Raw genomic sequence first — 17920 nt, 5'->3', positions numbered from 1 at the left:
GAGCAGGCCTTTTTATGATGCTCATTTATTCCAGCTTTTGAACGAATTCCTTATAAAGGGCCCTAAGTGCATCTCCCCTGCTGATGATGCCGACGACTTTATCATTTTTGTCCACGACAGGGATTTTCTTGAAATGATGCTTGGAAAGGACCTTTATCAATTCATCTAACGGATCTTCGGGAGATAGCTTTGTAATCTTTTTATTTTTAATGATTTGTGAGACTTTATCATTCATTTTGGATGTAACCTTTTCATCCAATTCTTCACCGGGAAGAACCGTAATGTAGGTGAAATACCCCATGATGGCTTCCTCAGCAGGTGTCAAATAACGGAGGATATCCCCGTCCGTCACCATTCCCAATAGCTTATCATGTTCATCCACAACAGGGACCCCGCCCACTTTATTTTCGATTAAGATCCGCAGAATTTCCTTTAATGTAAAATCAGGACGGGCTACAAAGACTTCCCTTATCATGAAATCCTTAACTAACATATTACCACCCCTTTTGTTTGTACGTTCTGTATTCCTCTCTCTATTAATACCCTTACTTACTCTATTTAAAAACCCTTGCCGCCTGAACTGCCTTTTTCCAGCCATTATATAAATCCTTCCGTTCCTGTTCTTCCATCCCGGGTTCGAATTTCTTATCGACTGCCCATAGCTTTGAAATCTCTTCCTGACTTTCCCAATAACCGACAGCGAGCCCAGCCAAATACGCCGCTCCTAACGCTGTCGTTTCACTAATGACCGGTCTTTCGACTGGTACATTCAGGAGGCCGCTTTGAAATTCCATCAAGAAGTTGTTTTTGACAACCCCTCCATCGACCCTCAATGCCTTTAGGTTAATCCCTGAATCGACTTCCATGGCGCTAAGGACATCTTTTGTCTGGTAGGCCAATGCTTCCAATGTTGCCCGGACGAAATGCTCCTTCGATGTCCCCCTTGTCAGTCCGAATACAGCTCCCCTGACATCACTATCCCAATAAGGGGTACCTAATCCAACAAATGCGGGAACTACATAGACACCATCTGCTGAAGTGACCCGCAAAGCATACTTTTCACTGTCTTTCGGATCATGCAAGAGTTTCAGTCCATCCCTTAACCATTGTATGGCCGAACCTGCGACAAAAATACTTCCTTCCAAGGCATATTCGACTTTTCCATTCAGTCCCCATGCAATCGTGGTCAACAGGCCATGCTCTGATTTCACTGCCTTTTCTCCTGTGTTCATCAGCATGAAGCATCCGGTGCCATACGTATTCTTAGCCATTCCTTTTTCAAAGCATTCTTGGCCGAACAATGCGGCCTGTTGATCTCCCGCTGCTCCGGCAATCGGGATTTCGTGCCCAAAGAAATGGTGTGGCGCTGTTTTCCCGTATATCTCCGATGAAGAACGAACATCCGGAAGCATCGATCGCGGCACTTGCAGGATTTCCAGCAGCTCTTCGTCCCACTTCAGATCATGAATGTTATACATCAGCGTCCTTGAAGCATTCGAATAATCGGTTACATGTGATTTACCACCCGAAAGTTTCCATATCAGCCACGTATCGATCGTACCAAACAATAAGTCTCCGTTTTCAGCCTTTTCCCGTGCCCCATCTACATGGTCGAGAATCCATTTCACCTTTGTTCCGGAAAAATATGCATCAATTAACAATCCGGTTTTCTGCAAAAATAAGTCACCGAGGCCCTCATCCTTCAATTGCGTACAAATTACGCTTGTCTGCCGGGATTGCCAGACGATGGCATGATGAATCGGCTGACCTGTTTCCTTATCCCATACCACGGTCGTTTCCCGTTGATTCGTTATGCCAATTCCAGCGATCTGTTCAGGCTTTACATTCATTTCCGATAGACAGGAAGCGATTACCGATAGGATGGAACCCCAAATTTCATTGGCGTTATGCTCCACCCATCCTGGATTTCTGAAATATTGGGTGAATTCCTTTTGGGCAATATGCAAAACTTCCCCGCTTTTATTAAATAAAATGGCCCGGGAACTTGTCGTTCCCTGGTCCAATGATAGTATGTAAGTCTCCACGGCTGTCTCCTCCTGCACTTAAGAAAAGGTTCATTTCAGCTTAAGTGTCATGCTGTTTTTTCTTTCTTCATTTTACTAGATTTACCCGTGAAAACAAAAATATATAAATTACAGCAGAAAACTGAAAAATATTGGCAGGTTAAGAGTTTATCTTTTACAATGAAAATAAGATTGATAGGAGGAATGGAAAATGAATAACCATGAAATAGATTTTAAATTATATGGAGATGACATGCAGTTTGTTGAAGTGGAATTGGATCCTCAGGAAACGGTGATTGCCGAAGCCGGAAGTTTGATGATGATGGAAGATCAAATCAAGATGGAAACCATCTTTGGCGATGGGTCTTCGAATGGTGACAGCGGAATGATGGGTAAGCTATTCGGTGCCGGGAAACGGCTCCTTACTGGTGAGAGTCTTTTCATGACGGCTTTTACGAATGAAGGACGAGATAAAAAACACGTTTCATTCGCCTCGCCTTATCCAGGTAAAATCATTCCGATGGATTTAAGCGAGCTCGGCGGGAAAATCATTTGTCAAAAAGACGCATTCCTGGCGGCAGCGAAAGGCGTTTCAGTCGGAATTGAGTTTCAAAGAAAGATAGGGGCAGGCTTCTTTGGCGGTGAAGGCTTCATCATGCAAAAACTTGAAGGAGATGGAATGACCTTCGTTCATGCCGGCGGCACGATCCATAAAAAAGAATTGGCTGCTGGAGAGATCTTACGCGTCGATACAGGATGTTTAGTAGCAATGACTAGCGGGGTAGATTATAATATTGAAACTGTAAAAGGCGTGAAAACCGCTTTATTCGGAGGCGAAGGTTTGTTCTTTGCAACATTAAAAGGACCCGGAACCGTCTGGGTGCAATCTTTGCCATTCAGCCGGCTTGCAAGCCGTGTATTTGCTGCAGCGCCGCAAAATGGAGGATCCTCGGAAGAAGGCAGCGTAGCTAGAGGCTTATTCAATTTATTCAACGATAAATAAGAACCGGACCAATGGCTGCCACTATGGCAGTCATTGATCTCTTTTGAAAAGGATGGGTAGCTACATGCAGCTTGTTAAGTGGTCCTACATGAGACGCTATAATATCAAGGCAATTTTTGATCAATTCCCGAATTCGCCTGTTATTTTCCGAAAAATAAGAGATTACTATTTTGTTTATACCATTCACTGGACAGCTGCCGATGGCCCAATCGGCATAAAAGAGCTTGAAGAAATGGAACAGCTGCTCAACCGTGAACTCGGGACTGAACTGCAATATCTTTATCGAAAAAAATGAGATCACTCCTCGTACATCATTTTTCTTGTCATGCCTCCATCGACGATAAGATCCGCACCCGTAACGAAATCATTTTCCGGTGCCGTCAAATAAAGACAGGCCCTTGCAATATCTTCAGGCTTGCCAACCCGATTGGAAAAATGCTGCTGGTGATCTTTATCCCTCAGCGATTCATAATCTCGCGTTTCAATCCATCCCGGCGAAATCGAATTGACCGTAATTTTCTCTTTGCCTAAAGAAGCGGCAAGTGCATGTGTCAGTGCTTTGATCCCCCCTTTTGTCGCTGCATAGGATTCCGAATCAGGCTCAGACATCATCGCTCTGGTTGATGCCAAATTGATGATTGCACCTCCCTTTTCATTTTTCCGCATCGATTCTGCCGCAGCCCGGGAACAAAGGAAAACACTGCGCAAATTCGTATTCATCATATCGTCCCATTCCTCAATCGTCAGGTCATAAAGCGATTTGAATAATGCCTTTCCTGCATTATTGATTAATATATCAATGGTCTTATATGTTTTTAGAGTTACATCCATCAAATGACGGATGTCAGCTTCCTTGCGTACATCCGTTTTGACGAACATGGCTTCATGACCGTTACTTTTGAGCTCTTCCACATACGAAAGACCTTCCCGCTCGTCCAAATCTGCGAGAACGACTGAAGCGCCGCTTTCTGCATATCCCTTTGCCACACCTCTCCCTATACCATTCGAAGCGCCTGTTACAATCACCGTTTTATTTTTGAAACCCATTATTCCACCCTCACTTTCACAGATTTGTCCCTATCATAATATCCAATTCGCTTCACTTCAAACAATTTCCTATCATCAAAAACCTGCAGGACCCTTATATTTCTCTAGCTGCCCTAAAGTGATGTATGATAGATGGTAACAGCAAGAATGAACCAGAGTGAACGGCATCCGCTATTATCTTTCTTACGGTGTAAAAAACTTATATTGGAGGAATGTAAAAATGGACTTATTAAAAAATGTGTTTTCTTTAGGATTAGGTGCTGCCGCTGCTACAAAAGAGCAAATTGAAAAAGCAGTGGACTCTCTTGTCAAAAAAGGCGATATCAGCAAAGAAGACTCCAAGGTCCTTTTGAAGCAATGGGTCGAAAAAGGGGAACAAGCCCAAAAGCAGCTGGATGATTCCGTCAAGGCCAAAGTCAATCAAGCGCTCAATGGCCTAAACTTGGCAACTAAAGAAGAAGTTCAGGAATTGGAGCGCCGTATCGTAATTTTGGAGAAGCAGAACCAAAACTTACAATCGTGACAGGAGGTACTTGAATGTTTCGCAAGCGACTGAAACACGCACATCGTTACCAGGAAATCATTAATGCCTTCTTGAAAAATGGTTTCGGTTACTTCATCTATCGCCTGGGATTATCCGAGAACAAAGCGGGATCGAAACTCCAACCCGATGAAAACCTGAACCTCCGCTCAATCGGAGAGCGGCTGCATAAGATATTACAAAGCTTGGGACCAACATTCATTAAACTTGGTCAGATTGCAAGCACGAGGCGTGATTTCGTTCCCGACGAGATCGTCCGCGAACTTGAAAAGCTACAGGACCAAGTGACCCCCTTTCCATTTGATAAGGTTCGCAAAATTGTCGAAGCCGAATTGGGCGATTCTTTGGAAAACATTTTTCTTGAATTTAATGAAACCCCTCTGGCAACCGCTTCAATTGGACAGGTCCATACGGCACGGCTTCCTTCACAAGAAGTCGTAGCAATCAAAGTGCAGCGGCCCGATATTCTGCCGACAGTGGAAACGGATTTGGAAATTCTCGATGATTTGGCAAGACTTATGGAAGCTCGCATATCTTGGGCAAGACGCTACCAAATCAGGAAAATGATTGATGAATTCGCTAAATCACTCCGCGCAGAACTCGATTATAACTCCGAGGGTCGAAACGGGGAAAGAATTGCCAAGCAGTTCACCGGTGATCAAGGGTTTAAGGTACCAAGGATCCATTGGGAGTATTCCACAAAAAGGGTCCTGACGATGGATTTCATTCAAGGAATTAAGATCAATCATTATAAACAGCTTGATGATGAAGGTTATGATCGCCGGCAAATCGCGGAAAGATTAGCGAACTCCATGCTTCAGCAAATATTGATCGATGGCTTTTACCACGGCGATCCCCATCCTGGCAATATCATCATTTTGCCGGGAAATGTAGTCGCACTCATGGATTTCGGAATGGTGGGACGTCTGGAGGAAGAAACGAAATATCAGTTCGCCTCGCTTGTCATCAACCTGAAACGCGGAAGCACCAATGGATTGATCAAGACGCTTTCAGATATGGGCCTCCTGACGGACGAAATCGATATGGCCCCATTAAGGGGGGATATTGATGAACTGCGAAACAAATATTATGATATCCCATTGAGCCAAATCAGCTTAGGCGGAGCAGTCAATGACCTGTTCACTGTTGCCAATCGGCACCAAGTCCAAATCCCACCCGAATTCACGATGCTCGGCAAGGCTCTGCTTACCATGGAGGCCATTGTCGAAGGGTTAGATCCGAATTTCAGCATCATGAAGGCAGCTGAACCTTTTGGGGAGAGGCTTTTTAAAGAACGCTACAATCCAAAAAACATTGCGAAAAACGCTTGGAATCAATTCATCGAGTCTGCTGAAGCCATTGCCGAACTGCCCAAGGATATCAAGGAAGTGACAGGTATCATTAAAAAAGGGAAATTGCGGCTCGATATCAACATTCCCGAACTTCAAGTATTTTTACATAAGCTTGATCAAATCTCGAACCGGTTGTCGTTCAGTATTATCCTGCTTGCATTCAGCATAATCATGGTCGGTCTCATTATCGGCTCTGCAATAGGCGGGGAAACCTTGACCCTATGGAAAATACCGGTTATCGAGATTGGATTTGTCGTTGCAACCCTGATGTTCCTACTTATGCTCTACACCATTTTCAGATCCGGAAAAATGTAACCTACTATAAAAGGGGTTCAGATTGGTCTCATCCCGAACCATGAATTTAAAACAAGTCCTTATCCTTTAAGTTTTTTACTGCAATTCTCACTGGATTGAGGAAATTTGCAACACTCCTGCCGAATAACTGGCTAACCGAAACCCCACAGACGCTTGCTTTGATGAGGCTTGTCTGACAGTGGGAAAGGGAGTGGATTTCTGAAAGCAGGTTTTCCAGCAGTCTGAAGGGAACCCCTTTAATGCAGGGTTCCCTTTTCGTGATTTCATTCATTGGTTATTTATCCGTCGTTCATATGAAACGGCATACGCACTATGGCGGAAATGCAAGATCCGGTCTTCCGAGCACTCGATTCCTTCAGGAATATTGGTTGGATCAAACAATAAAGTATCTTTACACACTTCCGATTTTTTGGAGATCATTAAATGCCCAATCGTGATTACCTGTTTATCTTCCGGCCAAGCTGTGGTTGGATCGTCAGTCGGGTCATTTTCCCCTCCTATTTGTATGTTCAATTTAAAGCCCACCGGACCTTCTTTAAGCCTCTCTTCCATTTCTTCATTCAGATACTCTGGCGAATGCATGGCCAAATCCTTTTTTTCTAGCATACTAAGGCCGGCATCAGGTACCCACTCGTACTTGATGGCCTGCCGCCTTCCTTCCGCGTTAATGAAATAGAATGCATGAATCGAGTAATATTGACACGTTGAGAAACTGGCTGGAGAACGCATTTCTTTAAGCATTTGCAGGCTTGCCTTGCTTTCAGGGTACTTCCACAGGATTTTTGCAAGCTCTTTCAGATTTGGGAAACCTTCTTTGGCAGATTTGAAAAAACCAGCAATATCAACAAACGCTTCCGGTGTTTTCGCAAAGAATAACGGAATGGTCACAGTAATAAGATCTGACACCTCTCCATCCGGCAATTGAAACTTGACTGCCATGCCCTTTACAGGGGAAATGGCATCAGGATGGCTTGGAATCGGCGAGCTATTTGAAAACCGAATGATCGCCGGCACGGCTTCATCCTGAAGATGCGAAGCCACCGTTAATGGGGACGCTTTTCCGTTTGGGGTAAAAACCCCCTCATAAACATATCCCCTTGCATGTACACGCCGATAACCAGGATGTTTTCCAGCTACATCTTCAATTACATTAACTGCTTCCCTGGCTAGTTCAGGTTTCAAATTATCATTTTCCTCCATAACACACACCCCATTTTTCAATGTCAAAAAATCATTTTCACTTGTTATTACCTCTACCCATTAATGGACTTCCTTATGCTCTATCACATTTCTCATGACTGAACTTTTTACAAAAAGAAAACGCCTGGAAAAATCCCGGCGCTTTAACCTTTTCAATTATTACTACGATTAAACCGAAGTCCGATAGCTTCGAATCGGTTTTAAAAAAGTTCAATGAACGATAATCTTATGGTAAATAATAATCTCTATTAAATTCCGAATGCTCCCATTCAAATTGCCTGTAGCATTTTATTAAAAATTCCAGGGAGCTACTGCCCATTTCCAACAACTTTACTGAATAGCGTGAAGTTGATTCAATAAAATAAGGACTACAAAAGGATATGAATCAAACCTTTTGTCACTCAACATGAACTGCCGTGCCGTAAGCAATGATTTCACAAGCGTTTTGCATGATCGCAGAGGTTTCCAGACGCATTGCGACAATTGCGTTCGCCCCTTTTCCTTTTGCTTCATCCACCATCCTGCCAATTGCTTTTTGTCTGGCTTCCATCATCATTTCTGTATACTCAGTAATTTCACCACCGACTATTGTCCGTAATCCTGCGAGAATATCTTTCCCAATATGCTTCGATTGAACACAGTTTCCCTTAACAAGTCCCTTCAGTTCTTTAATTTCTTTACCAGGGACGGTATTAGTAGTCACGATAATCATATAGCTCATCCTCTTCCTTTTTTCTTATTCTTTTTATTATCAAATAAAAAATTAATGGAACAGGAGCTTGAATCAAACCTAAAATACCCCACATCCATTGGTTGAAGCCATTCTTCCTGGCATCAATAAATAAATAAATGCTTTGGGTCAGTAAAATCAACCCGCACACGATTAATGCATATATTTCAAGGCTGCTCATGACTCACCTTCACCTTCCTTTTCACGTAAAACGTATATAGACCAATGAAAATCACGGTCATCACTTGGAGCGCCAGAAACACTTCTGGTTGATGGAATAGGGCAATAACCAGAAAACTTAGGATGACTGCAGCGGTTACAGTAAATATAAACAGCTCTTTCCACCATTTTTTTTTAAGTTTTTCACGCTGTATCTTAACTTTTTGTTCAAAATAAGCTGCTTGAGGGATATCAATTGTAAAAGCTTCATCAAAATTTTCCAGGCTCCGATTTATTTGGCTGATTGTTTCTTGATCATCACTGCCTGAATGGTTTGGATAAATGGGATGGTTCTTCATCAACCGGATTCAACTCCTTTCTTACTGTTTTTATACCTTTATGAACACGTGATTTCACGGTACCTTCTGGAACTTTGACTATTTTTGCTATTTCTTCGTAAGAAAAACCATAGTAATGCTTCAAAATGATTGGTACACGTAACTCATCCGGTAGGTGACCCAACGCTTCCATGACATCATCCCAAGCTTGGTTATTGTTTTGTGTTTCCCATTTCAGTTTTCGTACTGTCTTCTCTTGTTTTAACCAGGTGAATTCTCGCTTCTGTTTCCGTTTCTGATCCAAAAATAAACGGGTTGCAATGGAAATCAGCCATGTGGAAAACTTCGAAGCACCCTTGAACCTCGAGAGATTCTCAATTGCTTTCGAATAAGTCTCCTGAGCTAAATCTTCAGCATTTTCGAGATCAAAGGTCAACTTCAGTAAATATTTAAGCAGAAAAGGATAGGAACCTTGAAACAATTCAGCTAACGCTTGATCATCTCCCTTTTTTGCTGCTTTAACCAGATCTTTTTCGTCCATTTATCGTCACCACTCTCACATCCGTAACCTTTATACTTATTTGACGTTTCAGATGATGAAATCGTTCACGGGAAATAAAAAATTTCTTATTCCTGACTTAGCCTTACCTCAGAAAGAATAACATGGGTAACGGTTGCCGCAAAAGGAATGGTCCGATTGATGAATTCCTCCACTGCTTCAAGGCTCTCACTGTGTATTTTAAGCATAAAGCAAGCCTGCCCGGCAATTCGATAACAAAAGTCAACATTCGGCTCCTTGGAAATATACTTTTTGAATTTCTCATATTCGCCATTTTTTATCGTTGCTTCCACGATACACTCAATCGGAAAGCCGATCTTTTTATGATCTATCTCGGCAACATACCCTTTAATGATCCCGAACGACTCCATTTGCCGTACCCGTTCGGCAACGGTGGGGGCGGAGAGGTTTACTTTCTTTGCCAATTCCCTCATGGAAATTCGGCTATTCAACGCTAATTCGGCAAGGATACTCTGGTCTTTTTCATCTATTTTCATTTTAAAATTATTTCCCTTCTTCTCTTTGCATTCATTCATTATTCAACCGCAATACTTTACAAACGGAATTAAAATTCCTGGGTTTTTATATTAGGATTATCTCAAAGGGGAGATGTTCATGACAAGAATAAAAAAATCATCGATTGGATCCAGTCCGTTTCAAAGATTATTTCATTCTGAAGAGATTTCGCATAAATGGTCGGAGCTTTCAGATTGCATATCTGCAGATGGGAAACTTTCGAAGAAGTTAAAGGAAAACGTCAGAAGGGTGCTGGCCTACGGTAATGGCTGCTCATACTGTCAGGCAAAAGGAACTCCACTAAAGCCGGAAGATATGAAAGAAAGCTATGCAATCGCCTTTGCGGAGGTATTCCTCTTGCAACGTGAAAAAACGGAGGAAATGTTTTTCCAAGTATTGAAGGAGGCATTCAGTGATGAAGAGATTTCTGAACTATTGGCATTCATTTGTTTTACAACCGCCCAGCAATATTTCGGGGCGTTGATGGATTTAAAGTAACGACAAAAAGGAACGAGCATCTTGCTTGTTCCTCATTTCGTAGAGAAAGTATATTTTTCTCTACAATCTGAGCCCTTACTCTTTTTGATTAGGGGCTTTTTTACTAATCACTTTTTTCGTTCAATCTTTGTTGTTTTTCGCCATAATTGATACAAAACAAAATACGGCTATCAATAATAGTATTGCTGGAAAGGTATAAAAACTTCCGTTGTATTTAATAGAGTGATCAACTTTTAATCCATACAAATAAATAAATAGTATAAAAGAAACAGACAATGCTATTATACCGGCTAATAATTTCATAATATTACCTCCATTTAGTTAATTTGTATTATATACTATAAAGTGTATGCCATACGCAGAAAATTCAGAAAAAAGGAGGATTAAAATGAGGATGAATAACAAAAAGTTTTACATTCAACTTCTTAGCCTTTTCAGTCTGTTTATTTTATTAATCTGTTCTTGGAATTTAGCAAAGGTTTCAGCAGAAAATGTAGACGGTTCTATTGTTGAAATTGAAGGAGCTAATGTGGAATTAACAGTTGATGCTCCGTACAGCTTAACAAAAAACGATGGGACCTTAGTATTTTTTGATACAGTAGAAGACTATAGTCCTTATTTAGATAGCCAAATTATAAAAATTGTTCCTACATGCGCAACATAAAACTACAACAACAACCATTACTACTAATACAGCAAAAGAAAAATGGGTAAACTACCACCCTCTTACAAACGCTTGGGCTAAAGCAAGCAGTTATACTATTTCTCGTGGAAAATCTTATACTATTTCTGGTTCTTATAGTTATGGTGGTTATAATGTGGGCGTTAGCGTAGCTCATAATACCTCAGTTTCTACAACAATCCCAGCTAATTCAAAAAAATATAGTAGATTAGGTGTTTGGGCAGATATTACTTTCAAGAGATTTAAACACGTAGTAAAAAGCCCTACCGGAAAGGTTATAAATACGTATTATTCAAATACTGCATATGGTGTAGGTGCTCCCTATATAAAAGTTAAATATAACTAAAATATGATTAATTTATTAATCATCGGGAACTAAAACAGTATAAGTATACAGAGTTCATCTAATTAAATGATGAACTCTCAGACTGTAGTCGACAGCTGTTTTTTTATCCCAATAAGCGTCAATATATAGTATTATCCATCCGAGCAACCAACTATATGAAAAGAAGAAAAACCCCTTTTTCTTTAGTGTTATTTTGGGAAAAGGGTTTTTTCTACACTCTGAGGAACGAGCATCTTGCTCGTTCCTTTCTGAAAAAGACCTAGTTCAAAACACTTCAATAACTTGAACGAATCGATTTATCTAGTATCCTCCATTTCATTGATCCTTGGAAGAATGGAGCGGGAAGGTACCGGGGATGTCAAAACCACGGATGTATTAAGATGTCCATAGGGTATCAATCGATCTATCAGTAATCTCATGCTGTCCATATCAGCTAAAGCTGCTTTCAAAAAATATCCAACTGTTCCTGTTACACGATGGCACTCGATAATGTCTAAATCATTTTTCACCAATGTTTCAAAATCGGAAACAGGAACCTTAAGTTCACTCACCTGAATGAACACAAGTACACCCCTTCCTATTGCCAGAGGTGAAACTCTTGCGCTGAACCCCTCAATGACCCCCTTTTCTTGCAGGCGATACATCCGTTCAGAGATGCTAGGTCGACTGAGAGCCAATTTCTTCGATAGTTCACTAATCGTAATGCGTCCATCTCTTTGTAAAAGTTCCAGTAACCTGACATCTATTTCATCCATTAAGCAACCGCCTTTCATAATGAAGGAATATAAGCATATATTTCTTTAAAATGTTGTATGGATAGCAATAAATACATTCTTTTTTGTATGTAATTTTACCAGTTAATATTCTATCATTAAAATAATCAAATAGAAAAAGAAAATTCAGAATTTACCAAAGGGAGGAACCTGCATTGACCTTTACGAAAATCCCGGTTCGACAAAACATTGAAAGCATTAGCCCATATGTTTCCGGCAAGCCAATTGAAGAAGTGCAACGTGAACTTGGTCTTGAAACGATCGTTAAATTGGCATCCAATGAGAACCCATTCGGTTACTCACCTCTAGCAAAAGAAGCCATGCTTACCGAGATGGAGCAAACCTCCTTTTATCCTGAAGGTATGGCACCGGCATTAGCTGAAAAGCTGGCAAGGAAATTGAATATCAATAAAGATCATATCATTTTGGGAAATGGTTCTGATGAAGTGATACGTTTGTTAACAAGAACCTATATTCAACAAAATGATGAAGTCATCATGGCTGATGTGACATTTCCACGGTATGAAACGAATGTATTGATTGACGGCGGCACACCTGTAAAGATACCTCTTATTAATGGTGTACATGACCTGCAAGGTATGTATGAGGCCATAACAGAAAAAACAAGAATGATATTTGTCTGTAATCCCAATAATCCAACAGGAACGATCGTTCAAAAAGAAAAGTTGCGCTCTTTTATCGAAAAGGTGCCGAAACATATTTTGCTGATCGTAGATGAAGCATACTATGAATATGTCGAAGATGGAGAATATTTAGAAACCTTGCCACTTCTAAATATGCATTCAAATCTGGTTATCTTACGCACCTTTTCTAAGATTTATGGCCTGGCTGCATTAAGGATTGGATACGGTTTAATGGATGCATCCATAATACAAGAGCTAGTTAAAGTGAAGGAACCCTTCAATACCAACCGTTTAGCACAGGCTGCGGCATTCGCTTCCCTCGACGACCATCCATTCGTTGAGAAATGTGTTCGTAAGAATGGGGAAGGAAGAAGATATTTAGAAAACGAACTAAGCAAGATGGGATTAACATTCTTCCCTTCACATGCCAACTTCTTGATGGTCAAATTGAACCAGCCTGGCAGGGACATTTTTGAGAAGTTATTAATTCAGGGTGTCATCATCCGTTCAGGTCATTTGCTAGGCTATGAAAATACGATCCGCGTGACCATCGGCACTCCGCCTGAAAACGAGAGATTCATAGCATCCTTACAACATATAATCAATAAAACGTCTGGTGCATGACCGATTGAAATGAAGTTGCTGTATAACAATGATCATTAATGAAAGATACGACATGGACGCCTTTGCCCATGCCGTATCTTTTACGTGGATTTATTTAGCAATATCCTTTTCTATTATAGGAGTTTCCTGTGCATCCACACTTTTAAATTTAAAAATCGAAATCGAGATTAATGCAGCCAACACAATCAGGCAAGCAATGATACTGATCCGATTCTGTTCACTGAACACGAACGTGACACAAATGATGCTTAAGGTGATTATGGTAAACAAGGTAACATATGGAAATCCCCACAATTTAAAACTCGGAGCCTTGGGATATGAATTGCGAAGTTTTAACTGCGCTAAACAGATGCTGATCCATACAAGTGATACTACAAAACCCGGAAAAGCCATTAACAGAGTAAATGCCTGGTCCTGTGCAACGAAAGTAATCATGGAACCGACGACCAATACAACTGCACTTAATATCAAACTATACAATGGAACGCCATTTTTTGATACATAAGAGAACGACTTGGGAGCTTCCCCTTCTGCAGCTAAAGAATGCAGCATTCGGGTACACCCATATATTCCAGAGTTAGCGGCTGATAAGACGGCCGTAATCAAAATGAAATTCATGATATGTGCAGATCCTTGAAAACCTGACATTGACAAAACTTGTACAAACGGACTTGCCTGGTCGCTAATTTCGTTCCATGGAATCAAACCGCAGATTACAAGTATCGGTAAGGTGAAAAATAATACGACTCTCCAAATATAGTTTTTAATGACCTTCGGTAAAATGCGTTCCGCATCCTTTGCTTCCGTTACCGTCACCCCTATTAACTCGGAACCGCCATACGAGAACATGACGATCAGTAATGCCGAAAAGATGGACATCCACCCATTTGGGAAAAACCCTCCATGCCCTGTGAAGTTTTGCAGATAATTAGATCCGCCGCTTGGGATGGCTCCAAATAAAATACAGGCTCCCAATATGATGAATAAGATGATCATTGTAATTTTGATGCCAGCAAACCAAAATTCGAATTCACCATAATTTTTGACATTCATCATGTTAATCCCAATGATGAAAGCCGCACACCCTAAACTTAATACCCATAGCGGGATTGCCGGGAGCCAATACTGCAAGAAGCTTCCTGCCACCACTACCTCAATGACACATACGGACAGCCACATGAAACAATACATCCAGCCTACGATGAAGGAAAAGCGCTTACCGAATGCTTTCTGAACGAAACCCTTCATATTTGTATTTGGATAGACAATTGCCATTTCTGCTATAGCACCCATGACTACAAGCAGTAATAATCCTGCAAAAATATAAGTGAATATGACTCCTGGCCCTGCTAACGATATGGTTTCGGCACTTCCTTTAAAAATCCCAGTACCTATTGCCCCTCCCATTGCCATCATGCTAATATGCCGCGGCAATAATTTTTTTTGCAGTGACCCACCATTTGACTCCATTACATTTGCCTCCTTCATTCCATAATTTTCTCATATAAAAAATCAAACCCATTTCAATCGTTGAATGGCGAATAGATAAGTTATCTCATCAACCGTTATGGTTTAGGAGTGGAAGGATGCAAAGCCTTCTTGAAAACTCTTCTCATACTTCCCCAAAGTAAAAATGATATCAATAAGCCATTAGTTTTACAAGAGGAATCATTGCAGGCTAATACGGCTCCCGTTTGGTCAAACGCCGGGTCAGATTTTCGAAATGGAGTAACTTGCAGATAGCCCTGCCTTACGGGGACCAATGATTGGGTTTCTGACTCTATTAAAATGAAACATTCTAATCGGGGACTACATTGGTAATCCCCATGATACATATTCCAGTTATGTTATTTATTTACGATGTGAATCGCATGTCCCAAAACTGCCTCAGCCGCTTCCATCCACCCCTCGGTCAAAGTTGGATGAGGATGCATGCTGAGGGCTATATCCTCGACCCGAGCCGCCAGCTCAAGGGCAAGGACCCCTTCACCTATAAGGTTGGAAGCATCAGCACCTACCATATGCATCCCGAGCAATATGTGGCTATTGGCATCCACGATTACTTCAGCAAATCCCTCCGTTTCATTCGTTGCAAGCGCCCTTCCGTTGGCACTGAACGGAAATTTGCCGACCTTGACGCTGTATCCCTGTTGTTCAGCTTCTTCACGGCTTAAACCAACACCAGCTATTTGTGGTTCCGAGAAGATTACATAGGGAACATAAGGTGAGTCTACGGCACTTGGCAGCCCCCCTATCACTTCAGCTGCCACGATTCCCTGTTTGGATGCTCGATGGGCAAGAGCCGGACCAGGTGTAGTGTCGCCGATGGCAAAGATGTGCGGCACATTTGTACGGCATTCCATATCCACTGCTATATGGCCTTTCTCGCCAACCGTAACTCCAGCCCGATTCAGGCCAATTTCTTCAGTGTTAGGCATCCTTCCAATTGTAACCAGGGTCTTTTCGCTCACGACCACTTCCGTCCCCTGTTCTTCCGAGGACACATGAAGATGTACTTGGCCATCCACTATTGTCGCCTTTTCTACCCTCGAGGAGGTTTTGATATTCATCCCAAGCTTCTTGGCATTCCTTGTGACTTCCTTTACCAGGTTTTCAGCAACTTGGGGGAGTATGCGATTGGCCATTTCAATGATGGTCACTTTAGTACCTAGCTTTGCAAATGCCATACCCAATTCGATTCCGATATATCCTCCGCCAATGATTGACAAGCTTGAAGGAACTTCCTGCAGCTGCAAAGATGAAGTCGAATCCAATATATATTCTCCATCGACTTTAATGAAGGATGGAATGAAAGGCCTGGACCCCGTCGCAATAATTGCCTGCTCAAACTTATAGGTTTCAAAATCGCCATCGGTTTCGACTCCAATGCGGTCATCAGATAAAAAGGTTGCTTGACCTTTAACCACCGTCACTCCATTTTCCTTACACAAATGGGCAATACCTTGCCTCAATTGAGATGTGATGCCCGCTTTCCAATCCTGCCAAACTCCCAAGTCCATAATGTTTTTTTCCTGAGGCAGCCGGATTCCCATTTTCCCTAAATCGTTAAGACTTTGGTATTGATCTGCTGCGTGAATTAATGCCTTTGATGGTATACAGCCCCGATTAAGGCATACCCCGCCCAGCTTATCCTTTTCAACAATCACGACCGATTTTCCTAACTGGCCGAGACGGATAGCCGCAGCATATCCTCCCGGACCTCCTCCCATGATGACAACATCCGTCTCTACAGCAACTTCCCCAACTACCATTTATCTCATCTCCACAACTAAACGAATTGGATTTTCCAGCAATTCCTTGATTCTATTGGTAAAATGCACCGCTGTTACCCCATCAATCAAACGATGGTCGAAAGAAAGTGACATATTCATCATTAAACGGATGACACCTTCCAAATCGCGAACGACCATGCGATGTTCCATTTTATGCAAAGCTAATATGGCCGCTTCCGGATAGTTAATGATCGGGGTCGCGTGCATGCCTCCGATAGGTCCTACATTGCTGATGGTAAATGTACTGCCTGTGATTTGATCTATGTTCAACTTCCCTTCACGGGCTTGGGCTGCCAATCGCCTGATTTCATCAGCCAGTTGGAAAATGGTTTTTTGATCGGCATGTTTTATGACCGGTACAATGAGACCCTCGTTTGTATTCGTCGCAATCCCAATGTGATAATAATTTTTCAGGATGATTTCATTGGTTCTTTCATCAATTGAAGCGTTTAATGTTTTGAACTCCTTTAAGGCGATGACAATGGCTTTAACGAAAAATGGCAAAAAAGTCAATTTAATATCCTTATCATCGGAGTACTCCTTTAATTGATTTTTAAATTCCTTCAATCGGTCCATTTCCAATTCATCTACATGGGTTACATGAGGAATGGTCGAAACCGACTTTACCATATGTTCAGCGATTTTTTTACGAATGCCTTTAAGCGGAATCCGCTCTTCCCGCTCATTTTCCAAACCTTTTGCCTGGTTGGCATCCTTCATCAGGGCCATATCTTGAACAATCCTGTCATCAAGCTGTTTGGCATTTTCCCGTGTAAACGAATTATTTTCTTTAACCTGCTTCAAGTCACTTTCGGTAATTCGCCCAGCTGGACCGGAGCCTTTAACCTTCTCGATATCAATCTTCATTTCCCTCGCCAATTGGCGCACGAATGGTGTTGCCAGCGCACGCACAGCCTCATGATGCTGTTTAGTCGTAATATGCTCTGCATTCACTTTTACATCGCCAGATTGCACGATTTGGTTTTCTTCTTCAATAATGCCTGTATCCGGAACTGACATATCGTTCTCTTCCTGAATTGTGAATATTGTGGTCCCCACTTCCACGATATCCCCTTCGGAAAAAAATATCTTCTTGACCACTCCAGCTGCGGGAGCAGTCAATTCCGCATTGACTTTATCCGTTTGCACCTCAACAATGGGTTGATCCTGTTTTACAGCATCCCCTTCTTTGATGAGCCATTGGATAATTTCCCCTTCATGCATCCCTTCCCCTACATCAGGAAGTTTAAATTCCATCATGCGTCATCCTCCTTCT

General features: G+C 41.7%; 23 protein-coding genes. 8 read left to right on the top strand and 15 right to left on the bottom strand.

Annotated elements, in window-relative coordinates; translation table 11 throughout:
- Nucleotides 1-25: 25 nt before the first annotated feature.
- The gene (locus tag ABOA58_RS06190; RefSeq protein WP_275730962.1) at nucleotides 26-493 is read right to left on the bottom strand and encodes a CBS domain-containing protein; all 468 of its coding nucleotides are present in this window, start codon (nucleotides 491-493) and stop codon (nucleotides 26-28) included.
- Between the two features lie 61 nt (nucleotides 494-554).
- On the bottom strand, nucleotides 555-2045 hold the full coding sequence (gene glpK, locus ABOA58_RS06185; RefSeq protein WP_350301648.1) for a glycerol kinase GlpK: 1491 nt from the start codon (nucleotides 2043-2045) through the stop codon (nucleotides 555-557).
- 190 nt (nucleotides 2046-2235) lie between these two features.
- Here glpK and ABOA58_RS06180 point away from each other — a divergent pair, with 190 nt between their 5' ends.
- Together ABOA58_RS06180 and ABOA58_RS06175 are read left to right on the top strand one after the other, a co-directional pair.
- A complete protein-coding gene (locus ABOA58_RS06180; RefSeq protein ID WP_048687434.1) occupies nucleotides 2236-3027 on the top strand; it encodes a TIGR00266 family protein in 792 nt (263 codons plus the stop codon).
- A gap of 88 nt (nucleotides 3028-3115) precedes the next feature.
- Nucleotides 3116-3322: a hypothetical protein gene (locus ABOA58_RS06175; protein ID WP_241663311.1), complete on the top strand. Its 207-nt coding sequence runs from the start codon at nucleotides 3116-3118 to the stop codon at nucleotides 3320-3322.
- A gap of 2 nt (nucleotides 3323-3324) precedes the next feature.
- On the opposite strand, the gene ABOA58_RS06170 is transcribed toward ABOA58_RS06175, so the two are convergent.
- Nucleotides 3325-4074, bottom strand: coding sequence for an SDR family NAD(P)-dependent oxidoreductase (locus ABOA58_RS06170; RefSeq protein ID WP_350301647.1), 750 nt, complete (start codon nucleotides 4072-4074; stop codon nucleotides 3325-3327).
- 220 nt (nucleotides 4075-4294) lie between these two features.
- On the opposite strand from ABOA58_RS06170, the gene ABOA58_RS06165 reads away from it, so the two are divergent.
- Together ABOA58_RS06165 and ABOA58_RS06160 are read left to right on the top strand one after the other, a co-directional pair.
- Nucleotides 4295-4597, top strand: coding sequence for a phasin family protein (locus ABOA58_RS06165; protein WP_063232312.1), 303 nt, complete (start codon nucleotides 4295-4297; stop codon nucleotides 4595-4597).
- 14 nt (nucleotides 4598-4611) lie between these two features.
- Entirely contained in the window at nucleotides 4612-6282 is a 1671-nt protein-coding gene (locus tag ABOA58_RS06160; RefSeq protein WP_350301646.1) for an ABC1 kinase family protein, read from the top strand.
- Between the two features lie 46 nt (nucleotides 6283-6328).
- On the opposite strand, the gene ABOA58_RS06155 is transcribed toward ABOA58_RS06160, so the two are convergent.
- From ABOA58_RS06155 to ABOA58_RS06125, 7 genes are all read right to left on the bottom strand, one after another.
- Nucleotides 6329-6553: a hypothetical protein gene (locus ABOA58_RS06155; protein WP_350301645.1), complete on the bottom strand. Its 225-nt coding sequence runs from the start codon at nucleotides 6551-6553 to the stop codon at nucleotides 6329-6331.
- Nucleotides 6550-7482 (bottom strand): catalase family peroxidase, encoded by a 933-nt coding sequence (locus ABOA58_RS06150; protein WP_350301644.1) that lies wholly within the window; start codon nucleotides 7480-7482, stop codon nucleotides 6550-6552. Before ABOA58_RS06150 ends, ABOA58_RS06155 begins: the two co-directional genes overlap by 4 nt.
- 397 nt (nucleotides 7483-7879) lie before the next feature.
- A complete protein-coding gene (locus tag ABOA58_RS06145; protein WP_350301643.1) occupies nucleotides 7880-8194 on the bottom strand; it encodes a YbjQ family protein in 315 nt (104 codons plus the stop codon).
- On the bottom strand, nucleotides 8175-8393 hold the full coding sequence (locus ABOA58_RS06140; RefSeq protein ID WP_137017007.1) for a sigma-Y antisigma factor component: 219 nt from the start codon (nucleotides 8391-8393) through the stop codon (nucleotides 8175-8177). Before ABOA58_RS06140 ends, ABOA58_RS06145 begins: the two co-directional genes overlap by 20 nt.
- A complete protein-coding gene (locus ABOA58_RS06135) occupies nucleotides 8380-8730 on the bottom strand; it encodes a YxlC family protein (protein ID WP_350302808.1) in 351 nt (116 codons plus the stop codon). Before ABOA58_RS06135 ends, ABOA58_RS06140 begins: the two co-directional genes overlap by 14 nt.
- Nucleotides 8690-9250, bottom strand: a complete 561-nt coding sequence (gene sigY / locus ABOA58_RS06130) for an RNA polymerase sigma factor SigY (protein WP_350301642.1) — start codon at nucleotides 9248-9250, stop codon at nucleotides 8690-8692. Before sigY ends, ABOA58_RS06135 begins: the two co-directional genes overlap by 41 nt.
- An 86-nt stretch (nucleotides 9251-9336) precedes the next feature.
- The gene (locus tag ABOA58_RS06125; protein ID WP_350301641.1) at nucleotides 9337-9765 is read right to left on the bottom strand and encodes an Lrp/AsnC family transcriptional regulator; all 429 of its coding nucleotides are present in this window, start codon (nucleotides 9763-9765) and stop codon (nucleotides 9337-9339) included.
- A gap of 118 nt (nucleotides 9766-9883) precedes the next feature.
- On the opposite strand from ABOA58_RS06125, the gene ABOA58_RS06120 reads away from it, so the two are divergent.
- Entirely contained in the window at nucleotides 9884-10282 is a 399-nt protein-coding gene (locus ABOA58_RS06120; RefSeq protein ID WP_350301640.1) for a carboxymuconolactone decarboxylase family protein, read from the top strand.
- Nucleotides 10283-10402: 120 nt separating this feature from the next.
- Here ABOA58_RS06120 and ABOA58_RS06115 read toward each other — a convergent pair whose 3' ends face one another.
- Nucleotides 10403-10585 carry a hypothetical protein gene (locus ABOA58_RS06115; RefSeq protein WP_350301639.1) on the bottom strand — a complete coding sequence of 61 codons (183 nt, stop codon included), beginning with the start codon at nucleotides 10583-10585 and terminating at the stop codon, nucleotides 10403-10405.
- A gap of 91 nt (nucleotides 10586-10676) precedes the next feature.
- Here ABOA58_RS06115 and ABOA58_RS06110 point away from each other — a divergent pair, with 91 nt between their 5' ends.
- Nucleotides 10677-10946: a hypothetical protein gene (locus ABOA58_RS06110; RefSeq protein ID WP_350301638.1), complete on the top strand. Its 270-nt coding sequence runs from the start codon at nucleotides 10677-10679 to the stop codon at nucleotides 10944-10946.
- Entirely contained in the window at nucleotides 10924-11310 is a 387-nt protein-coding gene (locus ABOA58_RS06105) for a hypothetical protein (RefSeq protein WP_350301637.1), read from the top strand. The genes ABOA58_RS06110 and ABOA58_RS06105 overlap by 23 nt, the downstream gene beginning before the upstream one ends.
- 296 nt (nucleotides 11311-11606) lie before the next feature.
- On the opposite strand, the gene ABOA58_RS06100 is transcribed toward ABOA58_RS06105, so the two are convergent.
- Nucleotides 11607-12065: an Lrp/AsnC family transcriptional regulator gene (locus ABOA58_RS06100; protein WP_350301636.1), complete on the bottom strand. Its 459-nt coding sequence runs from the start codon at nucleotides 12063-12065 to the stop codon at nucleotides 11607-11609.
- 173 nt (nucleotides 12066-12238) lie between these two features.
- Here ABOA58_RS06100 and hisC point away from each other — a divergent pair, with 173 nt between their 5' ends.
- The gene (hisC, locus tag ABOA58_RS06095) at nucleotides 12239-13351 is read left to right on the top strand and encodes a histidinol-phosphate transaminase (protein ID WP_350301635.1); all 1113 of its coding nucleotides are present in this window, start codon (nucleotides 12239-12241) and stop codon (nucleotides 13349-13351) included.
- 90 nt (nucleotides 13352-13441) lie between these two features.
- On the opposite strand, the gene ABOA58_RS06090 is transcribed toward hisC, so the two are convergent.
- The 3 genes from ABOA58_RS06090 to ABOA58_RS06080 form a co-directional block, all read right to left on the bottom strand.
- Nucleotides 13442-14821, bottom strand: a complete 1380-nt coding sequence (locus tag ABOA58_RS06090; protein WP_350301634.1) for an amino acid permease — start codon at nucleotides 14819-14821, stop codon at nucleotides 13442-13444.
- 377 nt (nucleotides 14822-15198) lie between these two features.
- Complete coding sequence (lpdA, locus tag ABOA58_RS06085) at nucleotides 15199-16623, bottom strand: dihydrolipoyl dehydrogenase (RefSeq protein ID WP_350301633.1); 1425 nt, start codon at nucleotides 16621-16623, stop codon at nucleotides 15199-15201.
- Nucleotides 16624-17904, bottom strand: coding sequence for a dihydrolipoamide acetyltransferase family protein (locus ABOA58_RS06080; protein ID WP_350301632.1), 1281 nt, complete (start codon nucleotides 17902-17904; stop codon nucleotides 16624-16626).
- Nucleotides 17905-17920 lie beyond the last annotated feature (16 nt).

This window comes from Peribacillus frigoritolerans (assembly GCF_040250305.1).
Taxonomy (GTDB): domain Bacteria; phylum Bacillota; class Bacilli; order Bacillales; family DSM-1321; genus Peribacillus.
Note: the sequence above shows the minus strand (reverse complement) of the source record. Positions and strands in the feature narration are given on the sequence as shown.

Bases quoted from the DNA above. Each gene is read 5' to 3' on its own strand.
- ABOA58_RS06190 (WP_275730962.1), bottom strand. From the start codon at position 493: ATGTTAGTTAAGGATTTCATGATAAGGGAAGTCTTTGTAGCCCGTCCT.
- ABOA58_RS06180 (WP_048687434.1), top strand. From the start codon at position 2,236: ATGAATAACCATGAAATAGATTTTAAATTATATGGAGATGACATGCAG.
- ABOA58_RS06175 (WP_241663311.1), top strand. From the start codon at position 3,116: ATGAGACGCTATAATATCAAGGCAATTTTTGATCAATTCCCGAATTCG.
- ABOA58_RS06170 (WP_350301647.1), bottom strand. From the start codon at position 4,074: ATGGGTTTCAAAAATAAAACGGTGATTGTAACAGGCGCTTCGAATGGT.
- ABOA58_RS06165 (WP_063232312.1), top strand. From the start codon at position 4,295: ATGGACTTATTAAAAAATGTGTTTTCTTTAGGATTAGGTGCTGCCGCT.
- ABOA58_RS06160 (WP_350301646.1), top strand. From the start codon at position 4,612: ATGTTTCGCAAGCGACTGAAACACGCACATCGTTACCAGGAAATCATT.
- ABOA58_RS06155 (WP_350301645.1), bottom strand. From the start codon at position 6,553: ATGAATGAAATCACGAAAAGGGAACCCTGCATTAAAGGGGTTCCCTTC.
- ABOA58_RS06150 (WP_350301644.1), bottom strand. From the start codon at position 7,482: ATGGAGGAAAATGATAATTTGAAACCTGAACTAGCCAGGGAAGCAGTT.
- ABOA58_RS06145 (WP_350301643.1), bottom strand. From the start codon at position 8,194: ATGATTATCGTGACTACTAATACCGTCCCTGGTAAAGAAATTAAAGAA.
- ABOA58_RS06140 (WP_137017007.1), bottom strand. From the start codon at position 8,393: ATGAGCAGCCTTGAAATATATGCATTAATCGTGTGCGGGTTGATTTTA.
- ABOA58_RS06135 (WP_350302808.1), bottom strand. From the start codon at position 8,730: ATGAAGAACCATCCCATTTATCCAAACCATTCAGGCAGTGATGATCAA.
- sigY (WP_350301642.1), bottom strand. From the start codon at position 9,250: ATGGACGAAAAAGATCTGGTTAAAGCAGCAAAAAAGGGAGATGATCAA.
- ABOA58_RS06125 (WP_350301641.1), bottom strand. From the start codon at position 9,765: ATGAAAATAGATGAAAAAGACCAGAGTATCCTTGCCGAATTAGCGTTG.
- ABOA58_RS06120 (WP_350301640.1), top strand. From the start codon at position 9,884: ATGACAAGAATAAAAAAATCATCGATTGGATCCAGTCCGTTTCAAAGA.
- ABOA58_RS06115 (WP_350301639.1), bottom strand. From the start codon at position 10,585: ATGAAATTATTAGCCGGTATAATAGCATTGTCTGTTTCTTTTATACTA.
- ABOA58_RS06110 (WP_350301638.1), top strand. From the start codon at position 10,677: ATGAATAACAAAAAGTTTTACATTCAACTTCTTAGCCTTTTCAGTCTG.
- ABOA58_RS06100 (WP_350301636.1), bottom strand. From the start codon at position 12,065: ATGGATGAAATAGATGTCAGGTTACTGGAACTTTTACAAAGAGATGGA.
- ABOA58_RS06090 (WP_350301634.1), bottom strand. From the start codon at position 14,821: ATGGAGTCAAATGGTGGGTCACTGCAAAAAAAATTATTGCCGCGGCAT.
- lpdA (WP_350301633.1), bottom strand. From the start codon at position 16,623: ATGGTAGTTGGGGAAGTTGCTGTAGAGACGGATGTTGTCATCATGGGA.
- ABOA58_RS06080 (WP_350301632.1), bottom strand. From the start codon at position 17,904: ATGATGGAATTTAAACTTCCTGATGTAGGGGAAGGGATGCATGAAGGG.